Origin of the sequence: Streptosporangium sp. NBC_01755, assembly GCF_035917995.1 — a bacterium.
In the GTDB taxonomy this organism is placed as follows: Bacteria; Actinomycetota; Actinomycetes; order Streptosporangiales; family Streptosporangiaceae; genus Streptosporangium.
In genome coordinates this window covers 5,487,072-5,508,352 of record NZ_CP109131.1, presented here as the reverse complement: position 1 = coordinate 5,508,352, position 21,281 = coordinate 5,487,072, and the positions used below count along the sequence as shown (strand labels likewise).

General features: G+C 68.7%; 23 protein-coding genes and 2 pseudogenes. 16 read left to right on the top strand and 9 right to left on the bottom strand.

Annotated features, from left to right (window positions below; genetic code table 11):
• The first annotated feature begins 18 nt into the window (after positions 1-18).
• Positions 19-2,178, top strand: a complete 2,160-nt coding sequence (locus tag OG884_RS26215; protein ID WP_326637176.1) for a site-specific integrase — start codon at positions 19-21, stop codon at positions 2,176-2,178.
• The gene (locus OG884_RS26210; RefSeq protein WP_326637174.1) at positions 2,090-2,461 is read left to right on the top strand and encodes a Tn3 family transposase; all 372 of its coding nucleotides are present in this window, start codon (positions 2,090-2,092) and stop codon (positions 2,459-2,461) included. The genes OG884_RS26215 and OG884_RS26210 overlap by 89 nt, the downstream gene beginning before the upstream one ends.
• On the opposite strand, the gene OG884_RS26205 is transcribed toward OG884_RS26210, so the two are convergent.
• Positions 2,394-3,314 (bottom strand): serine protein kinase RIO, encoded by a 921-nt coding sequence (locus OG884_RS26205; RefSeq protein WP_326637172.1) that lies wholly within the window; start codon positions 3,312-3,314, stop codon positions 2,394-2,396. The two genes, OG884_RS26210 and OG884_RS26205, sit on opposite strands and share 68 nt — an antisense overlap.
• Positions 3,315-3,737: 423 nt before the next feature.
• On the opposite strand from OG884_RS26205, the gene OG884_RS26200 reads away from it, so the two are divergent.
• Together OG884_RS26200 and OG884_RS37640 are read left to right on the top strand one after the other, a co-directional pair.
• Complete coding sequence (locus OG884_RS26200) at positions 3,738-4,289, top strand: phosphotransferase (protein WP_326637170.1); 552 nt, start codon at positions 3,738-3,740, stop codon at positions 4,287-4,289.
• Positions 4,274-4,585: a hypothetical protein gene (locus OG884_RS37640; RefSeq protein ID WP_442811531.1), complete on the top strand. Its 312-nt coding sequence runs from the start codon at positions 4,274-4,276 to the stop codon at positions 4,583-4,585. Before OG884_RS26200 ends, OG884_RS37640 begins: the two co-directional genes overlap by 16 nt.
• A gap of 139 nt (positions 4,586-4,724) precedes the next feature.
• Here OG884_RS37640 and OG884_RS26185 read toward each other — a convergent pair whose 3' ends face one another.
• The gene (locus OG884_RS26185; RefSeq protein ID WP_326637168.1) at positions 4,725-5,249 is read right to left on the bottom strand and encodes a hypothetical protein; all 525 of its coding nucleotides are present in this window, start codon (positions 5,247-5,249) and stop codon (positions 4,725-4,727) included.
• Positions 5,250-6,063: 814 nt separating this feature from the next.
• Between OG884_RS26185 and OG884_RS37635 the strand changes: the two are divergent.
• Positions 6,064-6,528: pseudogene (locus OG884_RS37635) on the top strand (transposase family protein); the annotation flags it as partial.
• Positions 6,512-7,156 (top strand): ISAs1 family transposase, encoded by a 645-nt coding sequence (locus OG884_RS37630; RefSeq protein ID WP_442811530.1) that lies wholly within the window; start codon positions 6,512-6,514, stop codon positions 7,154-7,156. The pseudogene OG884_RS37635 and the gene OG884_RS37630, both read left to right, overlap by 17 nt.
• Here OG884_RS37630 and OG884_RS26175 read toward each other — a convergent pair.
• Together OG884_RS26175 and OG884_RS26170 are read right to left on the bottom strand one after the other, a co-directional pair.
• Positions 7,125-7,952 (bottom strand): annotated as a pseudogene (locus OG884_RS26175) (transposase family protein). The gene OG884_RS37630 and the pseudogene OG884_RS26175 sit on opposite strands and share 32 nt — an antisense overlap.
• A gap of 184 nt (positions 7,953-8,136) precedes the next feature.
• Positions 8,137-8,400 (bottom strand): hypothetical protein, encoded by a 264-nt coding sequence (locus tag OG884_RS26170; protein WP_326637164.1) that lies wholly within the window; start codon positions 8,398-8,400, stop codon positions 8,137-8,139.
• Between the two features lie 400 nt (positions 8,401-8,800).
• Here OG884_RS26170 and OG884_RS26165 point away from each other — a divergent pair, with 400 nt between their 5' ends.
• Together OG884_RS26165 and OG884_RS26160 are read left to right on the top strand one after the other, a co-directional pair.
• Positions 8,801-9,133, top strand: a complete 333-nt coding sequence (locus tag OG884_RS26165; RefSeq protein ID WP_326637162.1) for a hypothetical protein — start codon at positions 8,801-8,803, stop codon at positions 9,131-9,133.
• A gap of 80 nt (positions 9,134-9,213) precedes the next feature.
• A complete protein-coding gene (locus OG884_RS26160; protein ID WP_326637160.1) occupies positions 9,214-9,381 on the top strand; it encodes a hypothetical protein in 168 nt (55 codons plus the stop codon).
• Between the two features lie 255 nt (positions 9,382-9,636).
• On the opposite strand, the gene OG884_RS26155 is transcribed toward OG884_RS26160, so the two are convergent.
• Positions 9,637-10,281, bottom strand: a complete 645-nt coding sequence (locus OG884_RS26155) for a M15 family metallopeptidase (protein ID WP_326637158.1) — start codon at positions 10,279-10,281, stop codon at positions 9,637-9,639.
• Between the two features lie 214 nt (positions 10,282-10,495).
• Complete coding sequence (locus OG884_RS26150; protein WP_326637157.1) at positions 10,496-11,683, bottom strand: ROK family transcriptional regulator; 1,188 nt, start codon at positions 11,681-11,683, stop codon at positions 10,496-10,498.
• A 209-nt stretch (positions 11,684-11,892) separates the two neighbouring features.
• Between OG884_RS26150 and OG884_RS26145 the strand changes: the two genes are divergently transcribed.
• From OG884_RS26145 to OG884_RS26130, 4 genes are all read left to right on the top strand, one after another.
• Positions 11,893-13,230, top strand: a complete 1,338-nt coding sequence (locus tag OG884_RS26145; RefSeq protein ID WP_326637155.1) for an extracellular solute-binding protein — start codon at positions 11,893-11,895, stop codon at positions 13,228-13,230.
• Between the two features lie 2 nt (positions 13,231-13,232).
• The gene (locus tag OG884_RS26140) at positions 13,233-14,246 is read left to right on the top strand and encodes a carbohydrate ABC transporter permease (RefSeq protein ID WP_326637153.1); all 1,014 of its coding nucleotides are present in this window, start codon (positions 13,233-13,235) and stop codon (positions 14,244-14,246) included.
• Entirely contained in the window at positions 14,243-15,124 is an 882-nt protein-coding gene (locus OG884_RS26135; protein ID WP_326637151.1) for a carbohydrate ABC transporter permease, read from the top strand. Before OG884_RS26140 ends, OG884_RS26135 begins: the two co-directional genes overlap by 4 nt.
• 109 nt (positions 15,125-15,233) lie before the next feature.
• Positions 15,234-16,688, top strand: coding sequence for a glycoside hydrolase family 3 protein (locus tag OG884_RS26130; RefSeq protein WP_326637149.1), 1,455 nt, complete (start codon positions 15,234-15,236; stop codon positions 16,686-16,688).
• Positions 16,689-16,754: 66 nt separating this feature from the next.
• Here OG884_RS26130 and OG884_RS26125 read toward each other — a convergent pair whose 3' ends face one another.
• Positions 16,755-17,012: a DUF6875 domain-containing protein gene (locus OG884_RS26125; RefSeq protein ID WP_326646997.1), complete on the bottom strand. Its 258-nt coding sequence runs from the start codon at positions 17,010-17,012 to the stop codon at positions 16,755-16,757.
• 6 nt (positions 17,013-17,018) lie between these two features.
• Between OG884_RS26125 and OG884_RS26120 the strand changes: the two genes are divergently transcribed.
• On the top strand, positions 17,019-17,561 hold the full coding sequence (locus OG884_RS26120; protein WP_326637148.1) for a glycoside hydrolase family 3 N-terminal domain-containing protein: 543 nt from the start codon (positions 17,019-17,021) through the stop codon (positions 17,559-17,561).
• Positions 17,562-17,686: 125 nt separating this feature from the next.
• On the opposite strand, the gene OG884_RS26115 is transcribed toward OG884_RS26120, so the two are convergent.
• Positions 17,687-18,865 (bottom strand): ROK family transcriptional regulator, encoded by a 1,179-nt coding sequence (locus tag OG884_RS26115; RefSeq protein ID WP_326637146.1) that lies wholly within the window; start codon positions 18,863-18,865, stop codon positions 17,687-17,689.
• A gap of 135 nt (positions 18,866-19,000) precedes the next feature.
• On the opposite strand from OG884_RS26115, the gene OG884_RS26110 reads away from it, so the two are divergent.
• The 3 genes from OG884_RS26110 (at position 19,001) to OG884_RS26100 (ending at position 20,853) form a co-directional block, all read left to right on the top strand.
• A complete protein-coding gene (locus OG884_RS26110) occupies positions 19,001-19,513 on the top strand; it encodes a hypothetical protein (protein WP_326637144.1) in 513 nt (170 codons plus the stop codon).
• 20 nt (positions 19,514-19,533) lie between these two features.
• Positions 19,534-19,983 carry an RrF2 family transcriptional regulator gene (locus tag OG884_RS26105; RefSeq protein ID WP_326637143.1) on the top strand — a complete coding sequence of 150 codons (450 nt, stop codon included), beginning with the start codon at positions 19,534-19,536 and terminating at the stop codon, positions 19,981-19,983.
• Between the two features lie 78 nt (positions 19,984-20,061).
• Entirely contained in the window at positions 20,062-20,853 is a 792-nt protein-coding gene (locus tag OG884_RS26100) for an Fpg/Nei family DNA glycosylase (protein WP_326637141.1), read from the top strand.
• Here OG884_RS26100 and OG884_RS26095 read toward each other — a convergent pair.
• The gene (locus tag OG884_RS26095) at positions 20,850-21,197 is read right to left on the bottom strand and encodes a helix-turn-helix domain-containing protein (RefSeq protein WP_030904158.1); all 348 of its coding nucleotides are present in this window, start codon (positions 21,195-21,197) and stop codon (positions 20,850-20,852) included. The two genes, OG884_RS26100 and OG884_RS26095, sit on opposite strands and share 4 nt — an antisense overlap.
• Positions 21,198-21,281: the final 84 nt, after the last annotated feature.

Genomic DNA, 21,281 nt, shown 5'->3' with positions numbered 1-21,281 from the left:
AGCCCAACGCACTGTCCGGTGGCGCACTATGTCGATCATCTACACGATCATGGCCTGCACCCGCAGTATCTGAGGGCGAGGCTGCGCTTCTATCGGGCCTTCACCAACAGGTGGCCGACGTTGGCCGACTGGTTCGACGAACCGTTGGTGGAACGGGTCGGCCGCCTGCCTGGGGAACCGAGCCATCAGCCGTCCTGCCCACTGTCGTTCCGCGCCCGCCGATACCTGATCTACCTCGCACTGCACGGCTACACCACGCTCGACTACCCCTTTACCCTCGCAGCCGGCCAGCTGCGCGTCGTCGACACCGCCGCGGCGCTGGGCATCGACATGGGCGTCGAGGCCCTGGTCGAGGAAGCCGTCACGCTCGGTTTCCACCGCGAATCAGCGCGGCAGGCGATGACCTGGACCGTCGCCCGCATCGCGTTGCGCACGGGCATCCTGCACGCCGACGGGATCACCGAGGAGCACATTAACGAGGCGCTGGAAGCCGTCCGCCTGTTTAGCGAACGCGACGACCTGCGCTTCTTCTATCCCTCGGCGCAGAAATACCGCGACAACGCCCAGAAAATGTGGGTCACCCACCTGCATCAGCTCCACGTCGTGCTCTTCCACCGCGGCCAGGTCCCCACCCGGCCACGCAAGAAGATGCCCGACCGCAAGCCGCCGCTGGCACTACCGCCCCGGATGCAGGCGGTCGCCCAGAGGTGGCTGGCCGCGCGGCGGCTGACCGATGCCCCCTCGACGACCGAGCAGCTGGAGCTGGCGATCCGCAACTTCGGCGACTGGCTCACTGAGCGCCACCCCGGCATCATCTCCTGGACGGAGGTGACCAGGGACCACTGCCTGGAGTGGATCGAGTATCTGGCCGACTCGCCGTCGAAGGTGACCGGCAAGCCGCTGGGCGTGATCTCCCGCAAGCAGCGCGTCTCGGGGCTGTCCCAGCTGTTCCGGGAGACCGCTGCCTGGGAGTACGACGACGTCCCAGGCTACGCCCTCATCAGCGTTGGTGACGCTCCCAAAGCGCCGCAGCGGGTACCGCGATTCATCCCCGGCCACGAGCTCGATCAGCTGATGCCGGTCATCGACGAGCTCACCTGCCCGTTCCAGCGCGCCGCGCTGTTGGCGGTCCGCTGGTCCGGGGCTCGCCGGGATGAGATACGTCGGCTCCCCATCGACTGCCTGGACCGCTACCCCGACGGGACGCCTCGGCTGCGTCTCCCTGCCCGCAAGACTTATAAGGAACGGATGGTGCCGCTCCACCAGGACGCCGCCGGCGCGCTCCAGAAGGTCATCGACCTTCGTAAACAAGGACGCGACCGCCCGCTCACCGACGAGCGCACCGGCGAGCAGATCCGCTACCTGTTCGTCCGCCACGGCAAGCTCATCTCCAGCACCTACCTGTTCGAGGATCCGCTGCAGAAGGCAAGCAAGGCCGTCGGGCTGGTCGGCCCGGGTGGCTGGAACGGCAAACAGCGCGGCACCGTCTCGGCGCACAGATTCCGGCACACCGTCGGAACCCAGCTCGCCGAACGCGGCGCCAAGTTGCACACCATCATGAAGCTCCTTGGCCACTCCTCGGTCTCTATGGCATTGGTCTATGCCCAGGTCAGCGATCGCGAAGTGCTGCGTGACTACAAGTCCGTCCTCGAACCCGGCGCCGTCATTGCGGGCCCTGCCGCTGAGGAGCTGAAGTCCGGGACGCTGCCGGCTGAGGCCGTTGACTGGCTGAAGAGCAACTTCCTCAAGACCGAACTCGAACTCGGCCACTGCCTGCGCCTACCCGCCGAAGGCCCCTGCGAGTGCGACCTCTATCTGACCTGCGCCAAGTTCGTCACCACTCCCGACTACGCCCCGCGCCTGCGAGCCCGGTTGGAGGTCGAGCAGCAACTCGTCCAGGACGCCAACGAACGCGGTTGGACCCGCGAGATCGAACGGCACACCGCCGTGGCCCGCCGTCTCACCGGCCTGCTCACCGACCTCGGCGAGCCCACCGATCCGGGTGACAGCAACTCTTCAGGAAGGTCATCATGCACGTCGACGGACTGGGCGAGCCGCTCAGTCCATTGCACAGCCCACCGCGTGCCCGATGCGCAGCGCCGACGAAGGAGGCGTTGCGCGGCGATCGCCCCCAGCCTGGCAGGCGGGCACCGAAGTGATGGCGATCGGTCGGCATGAGCAGGCGACAGCCCTTGACAGTGTCCATATAAACTCCGACATGGTGTTCGGCCTGTTCAAGATCCTGGGCTACAACTTCTCCCCGCGCTTCCGCGACCTTGACGACCAGCGGTTCTGGCGCGCGTCGATGCCCGGGGTGGAGACGGGGACGTACGGGGTGTTGGAGGACCTGGCCCGCAACCGCGTGAACAGGGACCGCGTTCTGCAGAAGGCGATCAGAACACCATCGCGAGCAGGTCGGCGAACAGCTCCTGTTCGTCGATCTCAAGCCCGCGGTTCGTGAACCACGTGGCCATGTTGTGGCAGTCGCGCATCAGGAAGTCCATGCCCTTCGGGTTGCCGACGATGTCGACGACCTGGGGCAGGTCGATCATCACGATCCGCTCGGCCTGCGCGAGGACGTTGTACTGCGAAAGGTCGCCGTGCGCGAGCCCCGCGCGGGCCAGTTCACGCATGCCGTTGCGGAGCTGCTCGAAGTACACGCCGAGCAGCTCCTTCGACGGCCGGACCTGGGCGAGCCGGGGCGCGGCACCGCCCTCGCCGTCGTCGATGAACTCCATCAGCAGCTCGGTGCCGTCCACCTGCAAGGGATACGGCACCGGGACGCCGGCCTTCCACAACCGGTTGAGGGCGTCCCATTCGGCGTATGCCCACTGACCGGCCGCGACACTGCGGCCGTGCGAGGTCTTCTTCGCCATCGCCCGGCTGTCGCGGCTGTTGCGGGTACGGCGGCCTTCAACGTACGACGTACTGCGGTGGAAGGACCGGTGCTCCTCGGTGCGGTACCGTTTCGCAGCCAGCAGCGAGGACTTCGCCGGGGTGTCGCCGATGGCTTCGACGGCCCGTTCGAGCAGGAAGACGTCGGCTTCCTTACCGGTTTTGAGGACGCCGAGCTCAGTATCGATCGCAGCCTGTTCCGTGACGACCCACGAGGGTCGTGGTTCCGGGCCGCGAGAGCCGCGCTCGACGTCCAGCCAGGTGGACCACCGCTGATCCGGGCCCAGCTCCTCATCGACCGAATGGAACTTGAAGACGAAGGCTGCGGCCGGATCTGGCTGGGACTCGTCACCGGTGAATTCGGACCGGCGGGAGTCGAGGTCGAAGTAGGTATCAGAGAGTTCGTACTCGGAAGACAACGGGTGTGCTCCTGAACAAAGAGGTGGGACTGATGCGGACGTGCCGCAGCGCAGTGATGGCCATCCGTCAGCCCTCCTTAGTCCAGGCAGCGTTCGCCGCCGCTCGATCGACCCAGCATGCCCGCCGGTTCCGGACCCCGCAACGTATTTACCGGAACTGGGACCGCGTGGTCGGGCTCAGCCGGAGCTCCTGCATCGGCTTCGCGGATCGGCAGACCAACTCCGGCAGCACCTGCTCCCGCCAGCCCCAGCGCCTTCCGCTCCCAGTCCCGATCCCTGTGCGGATCGGTGAACCTTCGACGCGCTTCCCGAGGCCTTGGACCATCATGACGTGGGTTCCCGGCGAGCCACTCGACTGCACCTCGATCAGCCGCGGCGACCCACGCGGCCGACACTCTGGCGGGCTTCCTCAGGGCGCTCCATGTGGAGGCGCCCGCCGAAGCGCCGACCAGTTCGGACCGCGCTGCTCACCCCAAGAACTGCACGGACAGCTTCAACACGTTCTTGCAAGCCGTTGCCCTCGGCGGCATCGCCGCCGGTGTCCGGGCCGTCTGGGACGCTGCCGTTGCAGCCCCCGAGTGGGAGGGCCCGCCAGTGTGGCTGCACGGTGACCTCCATCCCGCGGATGTCGTCGTCTCGGACGGCACACTCTCGGGCGTGATCGATTTCGGTGACATGTTCGCCGACGATCCGGCGTGGGACCTCGCCACCGCGTGGGTGCTCCTTCCCCCGGGCACGGCCTCACGATTCTTCGACGCGTACGCGCATGCGGACGGGGCGACGATCCGGCGCGCCGGAGGGTTGGCTGCTCTGAAGAGCCTTTTCCTCGTCCTCATGGGCCAGAACGGAGAACGGGGCCCTTCCGGCTACAGCCGGACAATGATCGTTCTCAGCACCAACGGCTGTACCGATGTTTCCCACGGCCGAGCAGGGCGGCGAGGTCACCACGGAGGATCTCGATGTCGCCGCCGGTGAACTCGCCGGGCATGACCGCCAGCCGCCTGCCGTCCGCGTCGACGATGGTCTGGTCGATCCCGCCGGTCTGGCACCGCCGCACCTCCCGGAGGATTCCCATCCGCTCCAGCACGACGCGGTGGGTCTCGCCCTTGAAGTCCCTGGCCGCCGGGACGGAGCACGGGCGCCTTCTCGACGACGGTGACGGTGTGGCCGGAGCGGCTCAGCCAGTAGGCGAGCGCGGGTCCGGCGATGCTCGCACCGGAGATGAGGACCGTGCTGTTCTGCATGGTCACGAACTTCGGGGAGAGCGCTGACAGCTCACCGACCATCGGCTGACAGTCGGGCGCCCTCGGCGTCGTGCACCGTCAGCCGTCTTCGGCGCCGAACGCTTTCAGCCGCCCTCGGGATTAGGGCCCCGGCGTTGATTCGTTATGTCCAGTTCCGGCATGTTGATCAGATGTTGTAGACGGCGAATGCGGCATCGTGGTCGAGGAGGTCGCGGCGAGCGTGGGCGATGTTGGCTCGATCGGCCAGACGCATGGCGCTGATCGCCAGATTGCGGAAGCCGGCCAGGGCTCCGGGCGCGGTACCTGTCCCGAGCTGGGAGTGATCTTCCTGGAAGGTTACGTTCCGGACCCGGTGGAGACGGTTTTCCACCGACCGGTGCGCCCGCTCGTAATGGTTGAGGTGAGTGGGCCCGGCCATGTCGGCGGGCAGACCGGTGATGCCGTACATGATCTCTTTGTCGGTCCGGGCGCCGTCCAGGTCACCGACGTCGCGGCGGAGCCGGAAGGTCTGTCGGGCGCCGGGGAACAGCGTGTCGTTGGCCTGCACAGTGCGGATGGTCCGGCGTTCGGTGCGGTCGTGCCCGTGATCGTCGTCGATTGACGATCTTCGGATTGGAGACCTGAAAGATCGCCAGAAGTTGCGCTCTTTTGCATTCCACCTGCCGAAACCCTCAACCGCGCCATACCGCATCGGAACTCAGGAACGCCGGGGCACTGCAGGAGACTGGGGGCCTTTCTCGGGTTATGGGGCTAAGGCGGCACCTTGGCCGCCGAAGAGAGGTCGCGTCCGCGCAGGTGGTGTACGAGTGTTTGAGATCGGTACCCGCGTCGGGCCTGGCTGATCGCCGTTGAAAAGCGCGGCGTCGTCCGTGGGGAAAAGCGCGGCGGGGGTGGTGGAGTGGTTGGGGGCCGCGCACCGGTAACGCGTCGTGCGGGGTGGAAGGTCAAAAGCGCGGCGAGGGCGGTGGAGTGGTTGGGGGCCGCGCACCGGTAACGCCTCGTGCGGGGTGGTGGCGGGCGTTGGGCGGGTGTGGGTGACCGGGGGCGGGCCGGTGGAGCTCCGGGAGGGGGCAAAGCGGGTCATGGCGGGCGTGGAGGCGGGGCCGTGGTGGTGACGATCGGGGATTTTCCATGATCTGGATGAGTTGGCACGCTGGGGGCGTGCGGATTCACCCAGATCAAGGAAGGCGCCACTCCCCGCCCCTCGGGGTGGGCCGCTTTTCGTGGTGGAAGGCCCGATTCGTCCCCGCCCCCGGCCGGGGGCGGCCCATGACCGGACGCCCCGCGGACCTTCGTACCCCGCGCGACGAGAGCGCCGCGCGGCGAGAGCGCCGCGCGAGGCGGCGGTGAGGAGCGGCCCCGGATCCTTCCGCACCGCGGCGGACCCGTACCGATGAGCGGTCTGGGGCCACTGCACGGTCCTCGGCGCGCTTTTGACCTTCGACCCCAGTGCCCCGGCGTTCTTGAGTTCTGATGCGGTATGGCGCGGTTGAGGGTTTCGGCAGGTGGCATGCGAAAGAGCGCGACTTCTGGTGATCTTTCAGGTCTCCAAACCCAAGATCGCAGCAGGAGTCGCGCTCGTGTCCCCATCTTCCCCGACCAGCCCCTGTTGCGTCCCGTGTCTTGACCGGCTCGCCGACCTGGCGTTGTGGGAAACCGAACTGACCGCCGACCCGGTCGTGGTGAAATCGGCGTTGCTGGGCCGATTGGCGACAGTGCCCGCTCAGCGTTCGGCCTGCGGGCTACGGCATCCGCTGATGGTCATCTTGACGTTGACCGCGTGCGCGACGCTCGTGGTCGGCGGCGACAGCGTCGCGGCGATCCGGCAGTGGGCCGCCCGGACCTCGCAAGCGGTGCTGGAGCGGCTGGGTGCCTACCGTGACCCGTTCACCGGCCGGTTCACCGTGCCCAGCGAACGAACTTTCCGCCGGGTCCCGGCCGACGTGGACGACGATGCGCTGGACACGGCGATCAGCGGCTACGTGGCCGATGTCGTACGCCAGGCGGCGCCCATCCCGCAGATCCCCGATACACCCGGCCCCGTCGAGCGTGAGCAGCGCCGCGCATCCCGGCGGCAGCTCACTCATCCCACACCATCGGTGGCTGTCGTACGGGGGGAACCTCAGCGGGCTGCTGCCCGGTGCCGCCCTGGACGGCAAGGCCTGTCGCGGTGCCCGGACCGAGCAGGGCGGGCGCGTCTTTCTGGTCGGGGCGATCAGCCACGAGCACGGGGTGATCCTTGGACAGTGCCAGGTCGCCGGCAAGCGGGGCGAGGGCCCGGCCGCCCGCACGCTGCTGCCGCGGCTGGAGGTGGCCGGGACGGTGTTGACTCTGGACGCTCTGCACACCGCCAAGGCCACCGCCCGCCTGATCACCGAGCAGTTGGACGCCCACTACGTCCTCATTTTGAAAGGCAATCATTGCGCCACGAGGCGCTCTTTCGTATCCCCGATGAAGTCGGGAAGGACTCGGAGGAATGTCCTTGAATCGGATGGCTTACCTCAGCTCGAAAGAGTGAGAGGGACAAGAGCATGCCAGGAAATCAGTGAGGTGATCTCAGCGACTTTCACGTCAGGTAGCCATGTTCGAAATGGGTGAGAACAAGCACGGCTTTGACGATGTCGCCGATTCTGCTGGGGCTGGCGGTGATGCGCTGGAGGGTGCGCCAACGTTGTGTGAGCAGGGCGAAGCCTCATTCTCCCAGGCAGCGCAGGGCGCGCAGGAGCGCGTTGCGGGTGCGGGTGTCGACGTCGAGGAACCAGCCGTCGGACGGTTGTTTGACCGGTGTGAGGATGCCGATGCCGGCGCCGTCGTAGCCGGAGTCGGCCAAGGTGGGCAGCCCGTCGGCGGCGGCCTTGTACAGCGCCCCCAGGACGTGCTCGCGGGCGGCTGTCAGATCATGGACCGATCCGGGCTCGACGTCGGACACCCACAGCGGCAGGCCGCAGGGCGCGGACAGGGCCTGGATGTTGCCGCCGTGGTGGTGGGCCTTTCCGGAGTACCACAGGTCGATGGGCTCGCCTTTGACGCTGATGGTCTTCTCCCGGCAGCGGTCGGTGGCGATGACGGTGCCGTCCAGGATCAGATGGGTGAGACCCTCGTCGACGGCGCGCCGCAAGGCCTGGTGCAGGTCGGGTGCCTGGTCGGCCAGGACGTCGATGACCTCGTCGATGTAGCGATAGGCGGTGGCGCGGGAGACGCCGTGGTCGCGGCCGAGGGCGGCCCGGTCGGTGCGGTCGCGAAGCCGGCGCAATCCCATCACCGCCTGCTCGAAACAGGTCAGAGCCCGAGAGGCCGAGCGGGTGCCCCGTCGGCGGCGCTCGGCCGCCAGAAGCAGGGAGAGGTGGCAAACCAGCTCCCGAGGGACGTCGAGCGTGGCACGATAGGTGATCACCTGGGGCTTTCTGGACTGAAGACGGCTTGTGGTGAGACCTCTTCTACCGAAAGCTCCACGCCTATTTCAGGGGCATCGCGATCCATCCCGATTCATGTCTGCCGACGTCGCTTTGAAGGCATCGAATCGCAACTGCCCTTATTGATCTTGCTGAGATCACCTCAATGGCGGTGCGCAGAAGAACTCACATCATTCTCGCCACCTTGGCCGTGCTGCTGGTCGTCATCGGCGGGTACGGCGTTGTCCGGGCCGTCGTCGACACCTCCCCCACCGCGTCCTCGTCGGGCCCGGCCGCCGACAACCCCCAGGACTCCCCGAATTCCTCGGACTCCCCGACCTCCCCGAAATCCCTGGATCCCTCGCAACCCCTGGATCCCTCGCAATCCCACAGACCCTCACGGTCCTCCGCGACTCCGGAACCATCCCGATCCTCGCGTTCACCCGACAACGGAGGAGGGGGCGGCGGATTCGAGGGATCCGGCACGGCCCGGATTCCCGGTCCGACCCTAAACAACGTTTACCCACAGGACAAAGACAACGAGGGGAGATTTTCCGCGACGGGCGGCTGCCTGGTAATGGTTAACACCAATGCCGACATTCCCGTGCAAATCCGGTCAATAATGATGCAAGGGGGTACGCAGGCAAAGATCCCGGATCAACCGTGCGATACACCTGCGGACGGAAGCTCCTGGAACGACGAGACTCTCGGCGTGACGGGCCCGGTGAACCCCTGCTCGCCCGGGATCACGCTGGAGCCCGCGTCGGTGTCTCCACGACATGCGTGCAACATCCGCATCGTCAGAGTGCCCGGCCTCGGCGCCTAGACGGCACTCCTCGACATCGAAGTGGTGGCGCGATGCACCTCGAAGACTCCCCGCCCCTGCTCCCTGCTCGGTGAGAAATACTTCCCGTCCGCCGAGCATCCCGTCACCGCGATCGTCCACATGACATATCCCGCGCTCTTTCAAGCGGACACCGAGAACAACACCCCCGAGGGCGCGACCCCGGAGGAATCGCCCGACACCGAGGAGACGCAGGATCCGCCCACTGAAAACGTTCCGACCGAGACCGACACCCCCCACAACACGACCCCGGAGGAGTCACCCGATACCGGAGAACCACAGGATCCGCCCACGGAGGCCGTCCCGACGGAGGAGATACCCACCGAGAGCGAGACGTGACCCAGACTTCCGAATCCGAATCCGAATCCGGAGCCGCGGCGGCGCCATGGGGGAGCCAGATTCGGGAACGCCTGGGGGCGGTGGCCAACGTCATAGCGCCTACCACCGTGGTGACCACGCTGCTGTTCTACTTCGGCTATGTGGCGACGACGGCGCGCTTCGGGCATTTCGGCGTCTACGCCGGGAACAGCAGGACCCTCGTCGTCCCCTACGACAACACCGTCCGGATCCACCTCATCGCGGGATGACGGCGTTACGTGGTGGAGGCCGTGTACGCGATCGTGGACGTCGTGCGTACCGGCCCTCCTGACCCCGGCTGCCGGGTGGTGTTCGCCGGCCTGGGCTTTGCCGGGCGACCGGCGCCCTGGGCCCGGCAGGTGCGCTGAACCTCATCTCCCGGCCTCCGCAAGAAAGGGCTGTTCCGGGGCGAGTCGATGCCGTACTCGTTGATCAGCACGATCCCGTAAGCACGGAGTCGCGCCACCTGGCGATGCCGTACGGGGTCAGACGGAGACCGGGCCGTAGCGGGCGGCCGGGGCGCCGGTGGTCATGGCCCAGTAGCGGTCGCCGTAGGACCAGTGCCACCACTCGGTGGGGTAGTTGACCAGGCCGGCCGTCTCCAGGGCCGCGCCGAGGATCTTGCGGTGGTGCCGGGCCTCGGCGGACAGGCCGGGGGCCTCGGTGTAGCAGGCGCCGCCGCTCTGCTCGGGGGTGGCGTTGAGCGGGGTGCCCATGTCGAGCTCGGTCCCGTCCTCGGTGGACAGGGTCAGATCGACCGCCGCTCCCGCGGTGTGCGGGGCGATCTCGACGGGCGAGACGTAGCGGCTCGCCGCACTCCGGAGCTCAGCGGGCGACATTTCCGGAAATGTCGCCCGCAACTCCGCCGAGTAGTCATCGAAGATCTTTTTCTGGGTCACCGGTGGCCGGTAGCCTTCCACGACCAGCAGCCGGTATCCCCCGGGAAGCTGCGCCTGCGCCTTCTCCAGCCGGTCCAGCAGTCCGAGCCGCAGGTGGGCGAAGGCCCCCTCGGCGTCGGCGAGCCGCCCGTCCGTCTCCAGCCGCCCCCGCACGTCTATCAAGGGCTCACCGGACTCCTCGACGGGGATCGAGGCGACTCGGACGTCGGAGATCAGCACGATGTCACGCATGACGGCAATTCTTCACCAAATACCTGCCTGCTGGAGCCCCTGTCCTCCAGAGGGGATCACGGACCGGTCGGCGGATCGTCAACTTCGGCCTGCCCGGCAGAGGGGCGCTCCGGAACTCCCCCGGCCGCTGTCGTCGTCCGCTGTCGCCGTCCGGTAAGGAACCCGTGAAGATCGAGAACTGATCGGCCGCCGGCGTCCTCCGGGCGAAAGAACGTCAGACGGTGTCGGAGAACACCTGCTCCCGAGCCTGCTGCAGCGCCGACACCAGCGCGCCGCGCAGTACGGGATTGCCCCTGACCCTTGAGACCACGACTCTGGGCTGGCTCGGGCAGACCCGGGCCACCGCATCCTGCACCCTGGTGGCGAGCGCGTCCCCCCCTGCCCTGCCGACATCGCCGCTGAGCACGATCAATCCCGGGTCCAGGACCACGGCGACCGCGGCGACGCCGACCGCCAGCCGCCCGGCCAGCTCGTCCAGAAAGGCCTCGGCGCCCTCCGCGACGGCCGTACGGACGTGGTCCCCCACCGAGTCCGTGTCGGGGTCGTACGGCCCCGAGGCGGAGCCGATGCCGTGGGCACCGGCCAGCCCGGCCACGGCGTCGCCGCCGACCAGGCGCTGGAACGAGCCCGACTGGGGCTCGCTCACATCCGTGGGGAGCGGCTCGCCGGGAACGGGAAGCCAGCCGATCTCACCGGCGCCGCCGGTGAAGCCCCGGTGCAACCGCCCGCCCAGCATGACGCCGAGGCCCTGGCCGACCCCGGCCCAGACGAGCACGAAGTCGTCGACGCCCAGCGCGGCGCCGTGCGCACGCTCGGCCAGCGCGGCCAGGTTCACGTCGTTCTCGATCGTCACCGGGACGCCGAGGTCACGGCGGAGCTCGGCGAGCACGCCGTTGTGCCAGGAGGGCAGGTCGAAGGAGAACCGCACGTCGCCGGTGCCGGGGTCGACGACGCCCCGGGTGCCGATCACGAAGGCCCGGAGCCGGTCCACCCCGATGCCCGCCGACGCGCACGCCTGGCTCACCGCGCTGCGGACCAGCCGTACCGGGTCGTCGTGCCCGCTGGGGTCGGCCGAGACCTCGGCGACGAGCGTGCCGGTGATGTCTGCGACCCCGGCGCTGATCCGGTCGGGGAGCACGTCAAGCCCGACCACGTAGGCGCACGAGGGCACCACCCCGTAGAGCGCCGCATTGGGGCCGCGCCCGCCGGCCTGCTCGCCGACCACCGCGACCAGGTCGCGTTCCTCCAGTCTGGCGAGCAACTGCCCCGCGGTCACCTTGGAGAGCCCGGTGTGTTCTCCCAGCTCAGCCCGGGTGAGAGGGCCACTGGACAGCAGGAGCTCAAGTGCCGCGCGGTCGTTGAGCTGGCGCAGCAACCGGGGTGTCCCCGGGCGTGTGGACAAGGCCGTCCTCCCCGTCACGATCCGCTAACGATCGTTTCTTTTAAGAAAGTTTCTTGTTAGTTTAGCCATAGTCAGCCCGCAGGCAAGCGATCGGAACCGCGGGTTGCCACAAGTTCCGGCAGCTCCCAGTGAGTGCAGAGGGTCGCGGGGACCCCGGCCATAACAAGACGAGCGCAAACCCCGGCGAAAGCCTGAAAGGGAGAACTCCAGTGAAGTTCGCGAGAATCGCCACCACGACGGCCACCACGGCCGCCCTCGCCCTGGGTCTCGCCGCGTGTGGCAGCAGCGAGCCCGCCACCCCGGCCGCCGGTTCCGACGCGTCGGCTCCCGCCGCGTCCGGGCCCAAGTTCGCAGGTCAGAGCCTGACCGTCTGGCGCCTCGGCGCTCCGGACGAGAAGCAGAACAAGCTCATGAGCGACCTGAACGCCAAGTTCAAGGAGACCACCGGCGCCGACGTCAACCTCCAGTGGGTGCCGTGGCCCGACGCGCAGGCCAAGTGGACCGCCGCGCTCGCCGGCGGTGAGGGCCCCGACGTCACCGAGTTCGGCAACGACCAGGTCGCCGCCTGGGTGGCGCAGGACGCGCTGACCGACATCACCGACATCGTCAAGGCCGCCCCCGACTTCCAGCAGATCCCGCAGAACCTGTGGGGCTACGAGACGGTGGACGGCAAGATCTACGCCGCCCCGTGGGGTGGCGGCACCCGCGCCGTCCTCTACCGCAAGGACTGGTTCGAGGACCTGAAGATCGAGGTGCCCAAGACCTGGGAGGACCTCGTCGCGGCGGGCAAGAAGATCGTCGCCGACAAGGGCAAGGACGTCGACGGCTTCGCCTTCAACGGAGGCTCCGACGCCAACATGTCGCTCTCCCCGTTCGTCTGGTCGGCCGGTGGCGACTTCGCCGCCTTCGAGGGCGGCAAGTGGGTCGGCAAGCTGACCGAGCCCGGTTTCAAGGAGGGCTTCCAGTACTACACCGACCTGGTGACCAAGCACGGCGTCTCCCGTAAGTCCGCGCTGACCCAGAACTCGGTGGACATCGCCACCCGCTTCGCCAACAGCAAGGTCGGCATGTACGTGACCGGCGGCTGGGACATCACCACCATCAAGGAGCAGAGCGGCGGCAAGGTCGACGACGCCAAGATGGCCTTCTTCTCGCTCCCGGCCAAGGACGGCAGCGGCCCGGCCCCGGCCTTCCAGGGCGGCAACGACATCGCCATCTGGAAGGACACCAAGAACGTCGAACTGTCCGCCGAGTACGTCAAGCTGGCCGCCGGCAAGGAGTTCGGCACCCGCTACGCCAAGGAGGGCGGCCTGCTGCCGCTCTACCCGGAGGCCCTGACCGAGTACGCGGCCGACCCGCTGCAGGCGCCGTTCGCCGAGACCTTCAAGGTCGCCAAGGGCTTCCCGAACGACACCAACTGGGCCGAGGCCAACGACACCAAGGCGGTCCTGCAGAGCGCGGCCCGCTCGGTCATCGAGGGTAAGAAGGACGTCGACACCGCGCTGGCCGACGCCAACAAGGAACTCGAAGAGATCCTGAACCAGTAGACATGGCGAACACCTCAACCATCGCCCGGGACGGGGGCTCCCCCTCCGTCCCGGCGCGGGGGCACCGAGGCGCCACGCCCCCGCGCGGGTCCAGCGGGCTGCCCGCCTGGGCGGTCCCCTACGCGCTGCTCGTCCCCGGCCTGCTCGTCATCGCGGGCCTGCTGCTCTACCCGCTCTTCCAGATGGTCGTCATGTCCTTCCAGAACGTGGGACTGCGGCAGATCCGGGGGGTACCGGCCGAGTCCGTCGGCCTGGAGAACTACCAGAAGCTCATCGAGTCCGAGCTGTTCTGGACCTCGCTGCGCAACACGGTGGTCTTCGCCGTCGTCACGGTGGCGCTCACCCTGCTGCTCGGCACGCTGGTCGGCCTGCTCCTGCACAAGCTGGGCAAGAAGATGTCGACCTTCCTGATCATCGGCATCATGGCCGCCTGGGCCACCCCGCAGATCGCCACCGCGATCATCTGGCGCTGGCTGTTCGACGCGGAGTCGGGCGTCATCAACCGGGCGCTCAACGCGCTGCCCGACTGGTTCTCCTCCCTGCTGTTCGGCCGCTCCGACTGGACCGGCGAGCCGTGGCTGAACGACGCGTTCACCATCTACCTGGTGCTGATCATCGCGGTGGTCTGGGCGTCGTTCCCGTTCATCGCGGTCTCGGTGCTCGCCGGGCTGAAGAGCATCTCCAAGGAGTTGTACGAGGCGGCCAGGGTGGACGGCGCCTCCGCGTGGCGGATCTTCTGGAAGATCACCTTCCCGCTGCTGAAACCGGTCTTCGCGGTACTGACCGTGCTCTCGGTGATCTGGGACTTCAAGGTCTTCACCCAGCTGTTCGTGCTGGCGGGCGGCACCTCCAACCGGGAGGCGTTCAACCTGTCGCTGTACGCCTTCACCCAGGCCTTCAGCGCGCCGCCCAAGATGGGCATGGGCGCGGCCATCGCGGTGGTGCTGACGCTGATCCTGCTCGTCATCACCTTCTTCTACGTCCGCCAGATCGTGAAGACGGAGGACGTTCGATGACCACCTACGACATGCGCCACCGGACGAAAAAGGCCAGGAAGCGCAGGCGGCTCGGCAAGGTCGGCCTGAACACCGCGGCCATGGTGGTGTTCCTGTTCGCGGTGTTCCCCGTCTACTGGATGGTGACCACCGCCTTCAAGAGCAGCGAGCAGATCTTCACGACGGACTTCATCCCGTTCCCCACCGACCCCACGCTCGAACACGTGCGGCGGGTCTTCACCGAGGGCGTCGCGGGCCATTCCATCTGGCGCTACCTGCTCAACAGCTCCATCGTGGCCCTCGGCACCGTGCTCGTCGGCGCGGTCTTCTCGCTGCTGGCGGCGACCGCGGTGGCCCGCTTCCGCTTCCGCGGGCGCACCTCGTTCCTGATCCTGCTGCTCATCGTGCAGATGGTCCCCGGCGAGGCGCTGCTCATCCCGCTGTTCATGATGGTCAGGCGGGCCGGACTGTACGACCAGCTTCTCGGCCTCGTCGTGGTGAACGTCGCGATGACGCTGCCGTTCGCCATCTGGATGCTGCGCACCTTCGTCGCCGCGGTTCCCAAGGAACTTGAGGAGGCGGCCTGGATCGACGGCGCGAGCCGGTTCGCCACCTTCTGGCGGGTGCTGTTCCCGCTGGTGGCCCCCGGTCTCGTCGCGACGAGCATCTTCTCGTTCATCACCGCGTGGAACGAGTTCGTGTTCGCGCTGACGCTCATCGGCGACCAGGGCAGCTACACCATGCCCGTGGCGCTGCGCTACTTCGTCAGCCAGCGGTCGGTGGACTGGGGCGCCATCATGGCCGCCTCCACCCTGATGACCATCCCGGTCATCGTCTTCTTCCTCCTGGTGCAGCGGCGGATGGTCTCCGGACTCGTCGCGGGCGCCGTCAAGGGCTGATCCCCCATCGGTGCTGGTACGGCTCGCACCCACAAGCGCGGGCCGTACCAGCCCTACCTGTTCCCTTCATGTCCCACCCCCACATCTCAGGTAAGGAACACCTACCGCCATGTCTGAGCTCATCGCGAATCGCGGCGATCAGGGGCTGCGTCGTCTCGCGGTCGGCACACTGCTCGCCGCGTTCCAGGGCACCGAGGCGCCCGAGTGGGTCCTGCGGGAGCTGGAGAACGGTCTCGGCGGCGTCACACTCTTCGGCTTCAACGTCGCCGACGCCGCGCAGCTGTCCGCCCTCACCTCCCGGCTGCGCGAGACCGGCGACCCGGTCATCTCGCTGGACGAGGAGGGAGGCGACGTCACCAGGCTCGCCTACCACGTCGGCAGCCCGTATCCCGGCAACGCCGCCCTCGGCGCCGTGGACGACGTCGAGCTCACCCGGCGCGTCTACCGGTCCATCGGCGACGACCTGGCCCGGTGCGGCGTCAACCTGGACATGGCCCCGGCCGCGGACGTCAACACCGCCGACGACAACCCGGTGATCGGCACCCGCTCGTTCGGGGCCCAGGCCGCGCTCGTCGCCCGGCACACCGTCGCAGCGGTCCACGGCCTGCAGTCGGCGGGCGTGGCCGCCTGTGTCAAGCACTTCCCGGGCCACGGCGCGACCCGGCAGGACTCCCACCTGGAGGTCCCGCTCGTCGACGCCTCCGCCGAACTGCTGCACAAGCGCGAACTCGTGCCCTTCCGCGCCGCGATCGAGGCGGGAACCAGATCCATCATGACCGCGCACGTGCGGGTCCCCGCCGTCACCGGCGGGCTCCCCGCGACGCTCTCCCCCGCCACCCTGACCGGCCTGCTCCGCGGCGAGCTGGGCTACGACGGTGTGATCGTCACCGACGCCCTCGACATGCGGGCCGTCACCGACACCTACGGCCTGGCAGGCGGCTCGGTGCTCTCCCTCGCCGCCGGAGCCGACCTGCTCTGCCTGGGCCCGATCCCCACCGAGGACGACGTCCACCTGATCGTGGACGAGATCATCGCCGCCGTACTGGACGGGCGGCTGCCCGTGACCCGTCTGGAGGAGGCGGCCGAGCGGGTGTCCGCCCTGCGCGCCTGGTTCGGCACGCCTCGCACGGGTGAGGCCGAGCCGGACGTGATCGGCCTCACCGCCGCCCGCCGCGCGGTCAGCCTCACCGGCTCGGCGCCTCCCCCGGTCGACCCGCTGGTGGTCGAGGTGGACACCCCGCCGACCATCGCGGTCGGCGACGTACCGTGGGGTTTCACGCCGCTGCCGACGCGGGCGGAGGTGCTGCGGGTCAAGCCGGAGGCCGCCGACGTGCCGGGCATCCTGGAGCGCGCCTCGGGCCGCTCCCTGATCGTCGTCGTCAAGGACGCCCACCGCTACGAGGCCAGCAAGTCGGTGATCTCCGCGCTGCTGGCCGCCCGCCCCGACGCCACGGTGGTCGAGATGGGCCTGCCGATCTGGCGCCCCGAGGGCGTGACCTACGTGGCCACCTACGGCGCCGCCCGCGCCAACGCGCAGGCCGCCGCCGAACTCCTCGGCGTCTGACCGCCCCCCGTCACGACGCGGCCCGCCCCCCGTGGTTCTCACGGGGAGCGTGCCGCGTCCTCGTTCTCAGGACGCGTTCGCGGGCACAAGTCCGTAGCGGTCGGCGACGGCCTGGACCTCGGCCCTGAGCGCGGCCGGCGGGCGATCGCCGAAGCGTTCCAGGTAGGCCGCGACCTGCTCGGGATCGTCGCGCAGGAACGGGAAGCCGGTGGGGACCATGTGCCGGATCGCCAGCAACGGGACCGGGCTGCCCAGCGGGAGGTAGAAGGTGCCGCGTTCCAGCGCGGTCTGGGTGTACGGGCAGACGGGCCCCTTCCTGCCCAGTTCCGCATGGGGGCGGCAGAGATACTCCCGCGCCCAGGTGACGATCTGCGGAGGCGGCTCGCCGAAGGGCTCGGCGGGGTCGCGCTCTACTCCCGGAACCTCGTGGACGGCGAACAGGTCAGAACGCTGACCGCCGCCCTGCGCGCGGAGAACCCCGATGTGGTGATCGCCACCGACGAGGAGGCGGGCGACGTCACCCGGCTGGAGGCGCTCACCGGCAGCTCGCGCCCCGGCAACCTCGCACTCGGCGCGGTGGACGACCCCGAGCTGACCGAGCTCATCGCCCGAGAGGTCGGGCTGGACATGGCCGCCGCGGGCATCGACCTCAACTACGCCCCCGTGGTCGACGTCAACTCCGGCCTGGACAACCCCGTCGTCGGCACCCGCGCGTTCGGCACCGACCCCTGGCTGGTCGCCCGGCACACCCGCGCCTGGGTCACCGGCCTCCAGTCCGCCGGGGTGGCCGGCTGTGCCAAGCACTTCCCCGGCCACAGCGCGACCGCCGCCTCGGGCCGGGCCGCCGCCGAACTCCTGGCCGGCCACCGCTGACCGGGGGAGCAGGCCGTCCCCCTGGATCCACGGCGCCGCGGCGCCGCCGGTCACCGCGGCTTCCTCCCCCTCCCGCGAGGCGCCGTCCACCGCTCCTCGCCACGGCAGGATCCGCAGGACCGGGCCTAGGAGGCGAAGATCTCCTCCCGGGCCTGCTCCAGAGCGGCTATGACGGCCCCGCGCAGCACCGGGTTGCCGGTCACCTCGCTGGCCACCACCTGCGGCCGGACCGGACAGATCCTGGCCACCGCCTCCTCGATCCTGAAGGTGAGCGCGTCACCTCCGGCCCTGCTGACCTCACCGGCGAGCACCACGAGCCCGGGGTCGAGCACAACGCACACCGACGCCACGCCCAGCGCCAGCCGCCCGGCGATGTCGTTGATCAGAGGTTCTCCCCGCTCCCCCGCCGCGACCGCCGCCGCGACACACTCGGCGGCGTTCTCCCCCTCGAAGCCGTACGTCGCGGCGAGTTCGACGACCGCCTCGGCGCTGATCAGGGACTGCAGGCCACCGGCGAGCGACGGCAGCCTGCCGGGCACGGCCCGCACGTCCTCGGCCAGCGGCACGCCGGGCACCGGCAGGTAGCCGATCTCACCCGCGCTGCCGGACCGGCCGCGGTGCAGTCGCCCGCCGAGCACGACGCCGAGGCCGATACCGCGGCCCACCCACAGGAGCACGAAGTCGTCGGCCTCGCGGGCGGCACCCAGGGTGCGCTCGGCGATGGCGACGAGGTTCACATCGTTCTCTATCTTGACGTCGCGACGCAGGTCACGGGCGAGCGCCTCATGGATGCCCTCGTGCCAGCCCGGCAGGTCGAAGGAGAATCGCACGTCGCCGGTGCGGGGGTCGACCACGCCCGGAGTGCCGATGACGACCGAGCGCAGTTTGGAGAGCGCGACCTTGGCAGACCGGCAGGCCTTGACCACCCCGCTGTGCACGAGGGCGACCGGATCCTCATGCCCGTTCGGCGCCACCCGCACCTCGACGATGATCTCCCCGTGGATATCCGCGATGGCGGTCGCAACGAATTCCGGACCGACATCCAGGCCCGCCACATAGGCCGAGGAGGAAATAATCCCATAAAGCGCAGCATTAGGCCCACGACCCCCCGCCTGCTCCCCCGCCACCTCCACCAGGCCGCGCCCTTCCAGACGGGCGAGCGTCTGGGACGCCGTCACCTTGGAAAGACCTGTGAGCTCCCCGATCTGCCCCCGTGTCAGCGGCCCGGAGGCGAGTAACAACTCCAGGGCGGCCCTGTCGTTGATCTCCCTCAATAGCCTGGGCACGCCAGGACGTCGCTCCATACGCATGCTCTCTTGTTCGCCGTTTCCCCGTCGCAATTACATTCAAGCAAGAATAACGGTTCTATTCATTAATAAGACTTCCTGATAGTTTAGCCCGGCGGCGGCCCGGCGGCGGCCTCGCTTCCCGCACACCTCGTGCTCTGGGCCGACCGGCTGGAGGAGGTGGTGGACCTGACACTCTGGATCGATCCGCGAGTGATGAACCGGGAGCAGGCGGAGGGCTTCGGGACCGGGCTCGCCCGGCTCCTGATCGCGGCCGGAGACGGGGACGTCCAAGCTTGCGACATTACGAATATATCGGGAATTTCGCCTATCGAGCGTGATGCGGACTGGATCTACACCGACTCCTGCTGGGTGAGCCTCCGCGCGGTGGAGCGGCTCGTCGGTGAGGCGGTCCAGGGAAGGCCCCATCTCGTGACACGCACTCCGGATGGGCTCCTGACCTGCCACGTCACCTCAGAAACCGCCGAGGAGATCCACGCGGCCTGCCTCGCCCTGCTGCCGGGCCGCACCTCCGCGATGGCCCCCCACCGCTATGTCGTGCACGCGCCGGAACCCACCGGCGTGTCGCCGTACGGCCCCGTCCTCACCGAGGGCGACGGACGTCGTTCGACGTCCCAGTACCCCTCGCGCGTAAGTAGCCAATAGCAGGCGGGATAATCGGTTACATGCGCCTATCTGCTCGTGTCGACTATGCCCTCCGTGCCGCCGCCGAACTCGCCGCCGCGGGTGACGGCCCCACCACGGTAGGGGAGCTGGCCAAAGAGCAGGACATGCCTCCCAAGTACCTTGAGAACATCCTGCTCCAAATGCGCCGCGCCGGGCTGGTGCGCGGCCAGCGTGGCCCCGAGGGAGGCTACGTGCTGGCCCGCCCGCCCGCCGAGATCAGCCTGGCCGATGTGATCCGTGCCGTTGACGGCCCACTCGCCAACGTCAGGGGGGAGCGGCCCGAGCACGTCGGCTACCGGGGCCCCGCCGAGTCGCTGCAGCAGGTCTGGATCGCGCTGCGCGCCAGTGAGCGGGCGATCCTGGAGGAGGTCACGCTTGAGAACGTGGCCACCGGGGCCCTCCCCGAGCGGGTTCGCAGCCTGTCCGCCGACCCCGCGGCCTGGGACTGACCGTGCCCGCCGTGACGTCCGCCGTGATCGTGCCGGTACCGCCCACCCGGAACCGGCACGTATCTCATGGCGGGTGCCATGCCCGAGGGTGATGTCGTCCACCGAGCCGCGCTGCGGCTCGGCCGGGCGCTCGACGGACGGACGCTGACCCGCTCGGACTTCCGTGTGCCGCGCCACTCCACGGCCGATCTCACCGGGCGTGCGGTACTGGAGACCGTCTCACGCGGCAAGCACCTGCTCACCCGTGTCGAGGGCGGCCTGACCGTCCACACCCATCTGAGGATGGACGGGAGCTGGCAGATCTCGCCCTCGGAGCGGGGGCTGCCCCGAGGCGACGTCGTCCGCCTGGTGCTGGCCAACGCGGAGTGGCAGGCCGTGGGGGTCCGGCTGGGCATGGTCGACCTGGTCGGAGCAGAAGAGGAGTGGCGGCTCGTCGGGCATCTCGGACCCGACCTGCTCGGAGAGGACTGGGACGCGGCCGAAGCCGTACGACGGCTGGCACGGCGGCCTGAGACGAGCATCGGGGTCGCGCTGCTCGATCAGCGCAACCTGGCGGGAATCGGCACCATCTATCGCGCCGAGACGCTTTTTCTCACCGGGGTGTGGCCGTGGCGACCGGTGGGGGCGGTAAAGGATCTGGAAGCGATCGTGTCGCTCGCGCGGCGGTTGATGGACGCGAACAAGGAACGCCAGAGCAGGACCACGACGGGTGACCTCCGTCCAGGGCGGAGCACCTGGGTCTACGGCAGGGCCGGGCGGCCTTGCCTGCGCTGCGGGCAGCGGATAAGTCACGGGGAGATGGGCGCACAGCCGCAGGAACGGCTGATCGTCTGGTGCCGTCACTGCCAGCCGGAGGAACCGACCGGCTAGGCGGCGACCATGTCGTTGACTTCGGGAAAAACGGAATCGGGCACGGTCTCGGGAATCGGCAGACGCTCCCGCTCGGGGACATCGCCCGCCAGCACCGGAGCGTGCTGGAGCTCGGCCAACGCGAACTGGTCGGAAACCTCACGGAGAACCTGTGAAAGCGGCACGCCCAGGGCACCGCAAATCGACGCGAGCAGCTCTGAAGAGGCCTCCTTCTGGCCACGCTCCACCTCGGACAAGTAGCCAAGAGAAACCCGAGCCAGTGTGGACACCTCACGCAGGGTGCGACTCTGCCGCACCCTCAGCCGCCGCAGCACGTCACCGAGCAGCTGACGCAGCAGGACCATCTGTCGCTCCCTCCCCGGCGCGGATGCCTTCGCGACACTCCGCGCTATCGGTTCGTGCCGCCCGTTCTTCGAACGCGACCCTTG

Excerpts from the sequence above, each read along its gene's own strand:
- OG884_RS26185 (WP_326637168.1), bottom strand. The coding sequence starts at position 5,249 with ATGCGGTATGGCGCGGTTGAGGGTTTCGGCAGGTGGAATGCAAAAGAG.
- OG884_RS26105 (WP_326637143.1), top strand. The coding sequence starts at position 19,534 with ATGCGCCTATCTGCTCGTGTCGACTATGCCCTCCGTGCCGCCGCCGAA.
- OG884_RS26135 (WP_326637151.1), top strand. The coding sequence starts at position 14,243 with ATGACCACCTACGACATGCGCCACCGGACGAAAAAGGCCAGGAAGCGC.
- OG884_RS26155 (WP_326637158.1), bottom strand. The coding sequence starts at position 10,281 with ATGCGTGACATCGTGCTGATCTCCGACGTCCGAGTCGCCTCGATCCCC.
- OG884_RS26115 (WP_326637146.1), bottom strand. The coding sequence starts at position 18,865 with ATGGAGCGACGTCCTGGCGTGCCCAGGCTATTGAGGGAGATCAACGAC.
- OG884_RS26120 (WP_326637148.1), top strand. The coding sequence starts at position 17,019 with ATGGGGGCGGCAGAGATACTCCCGCGCCCAGGTGACGATCTGCGGAGG.
- OG884_RS26095 (WP_030904158.1), bottom strand. The coding sequence starts at position 21,197 with ATGGTCCTGCTGCGTCAGCTGCTCGGTGACGTGCTGCGGCGGCTGAGG.
- OG884_RS26140 (WP_326637153.1), top strand. The coding sequence starts at position 13,233 with ATGGCGAACACCTCAACCATCGCCCGGGACGGGGGCTCCCCCTCCGTC.
- OG884_RS26210 (WP_326637174.1), top strand. The coding sequence starts at position 2,090 with ATGCGCAGCGCCGACGAAGGAGGCGTTGCGCGGCGATCGCCCCCAGCC.
- OG884_RS26130 (WP_326637149.1), top strand. The coding sequence starts at position 15,234 with ATGTCTGAGCTCATCGCGAATCGCGGCGATCAGGGGCTGCGTCGTCTC.
- OG884_RS37640 (WP_442811531.1), top strand. The coding sequence starts at position 4,274 with ATGTCGCCGCCGGTGAACTCGCCGGGCATGACCGCCAGCCGCCTGCCG.
- OG884_RS37630 (WP_442811530.1), top strand. The coding sequence starts at position 6,512 with ATGCGCTGGACACGGCGATCAGCGGCTACGTGGCCGATGTCGTACGCC.
- OG884_RS26100 (WP_326637141.1), top strand. The coding sequence starts at position 20,062 with ATGCCCGAGGGTGATGTCGTCCACCGAGCCGCGCTGCGGCTCGGCCGG.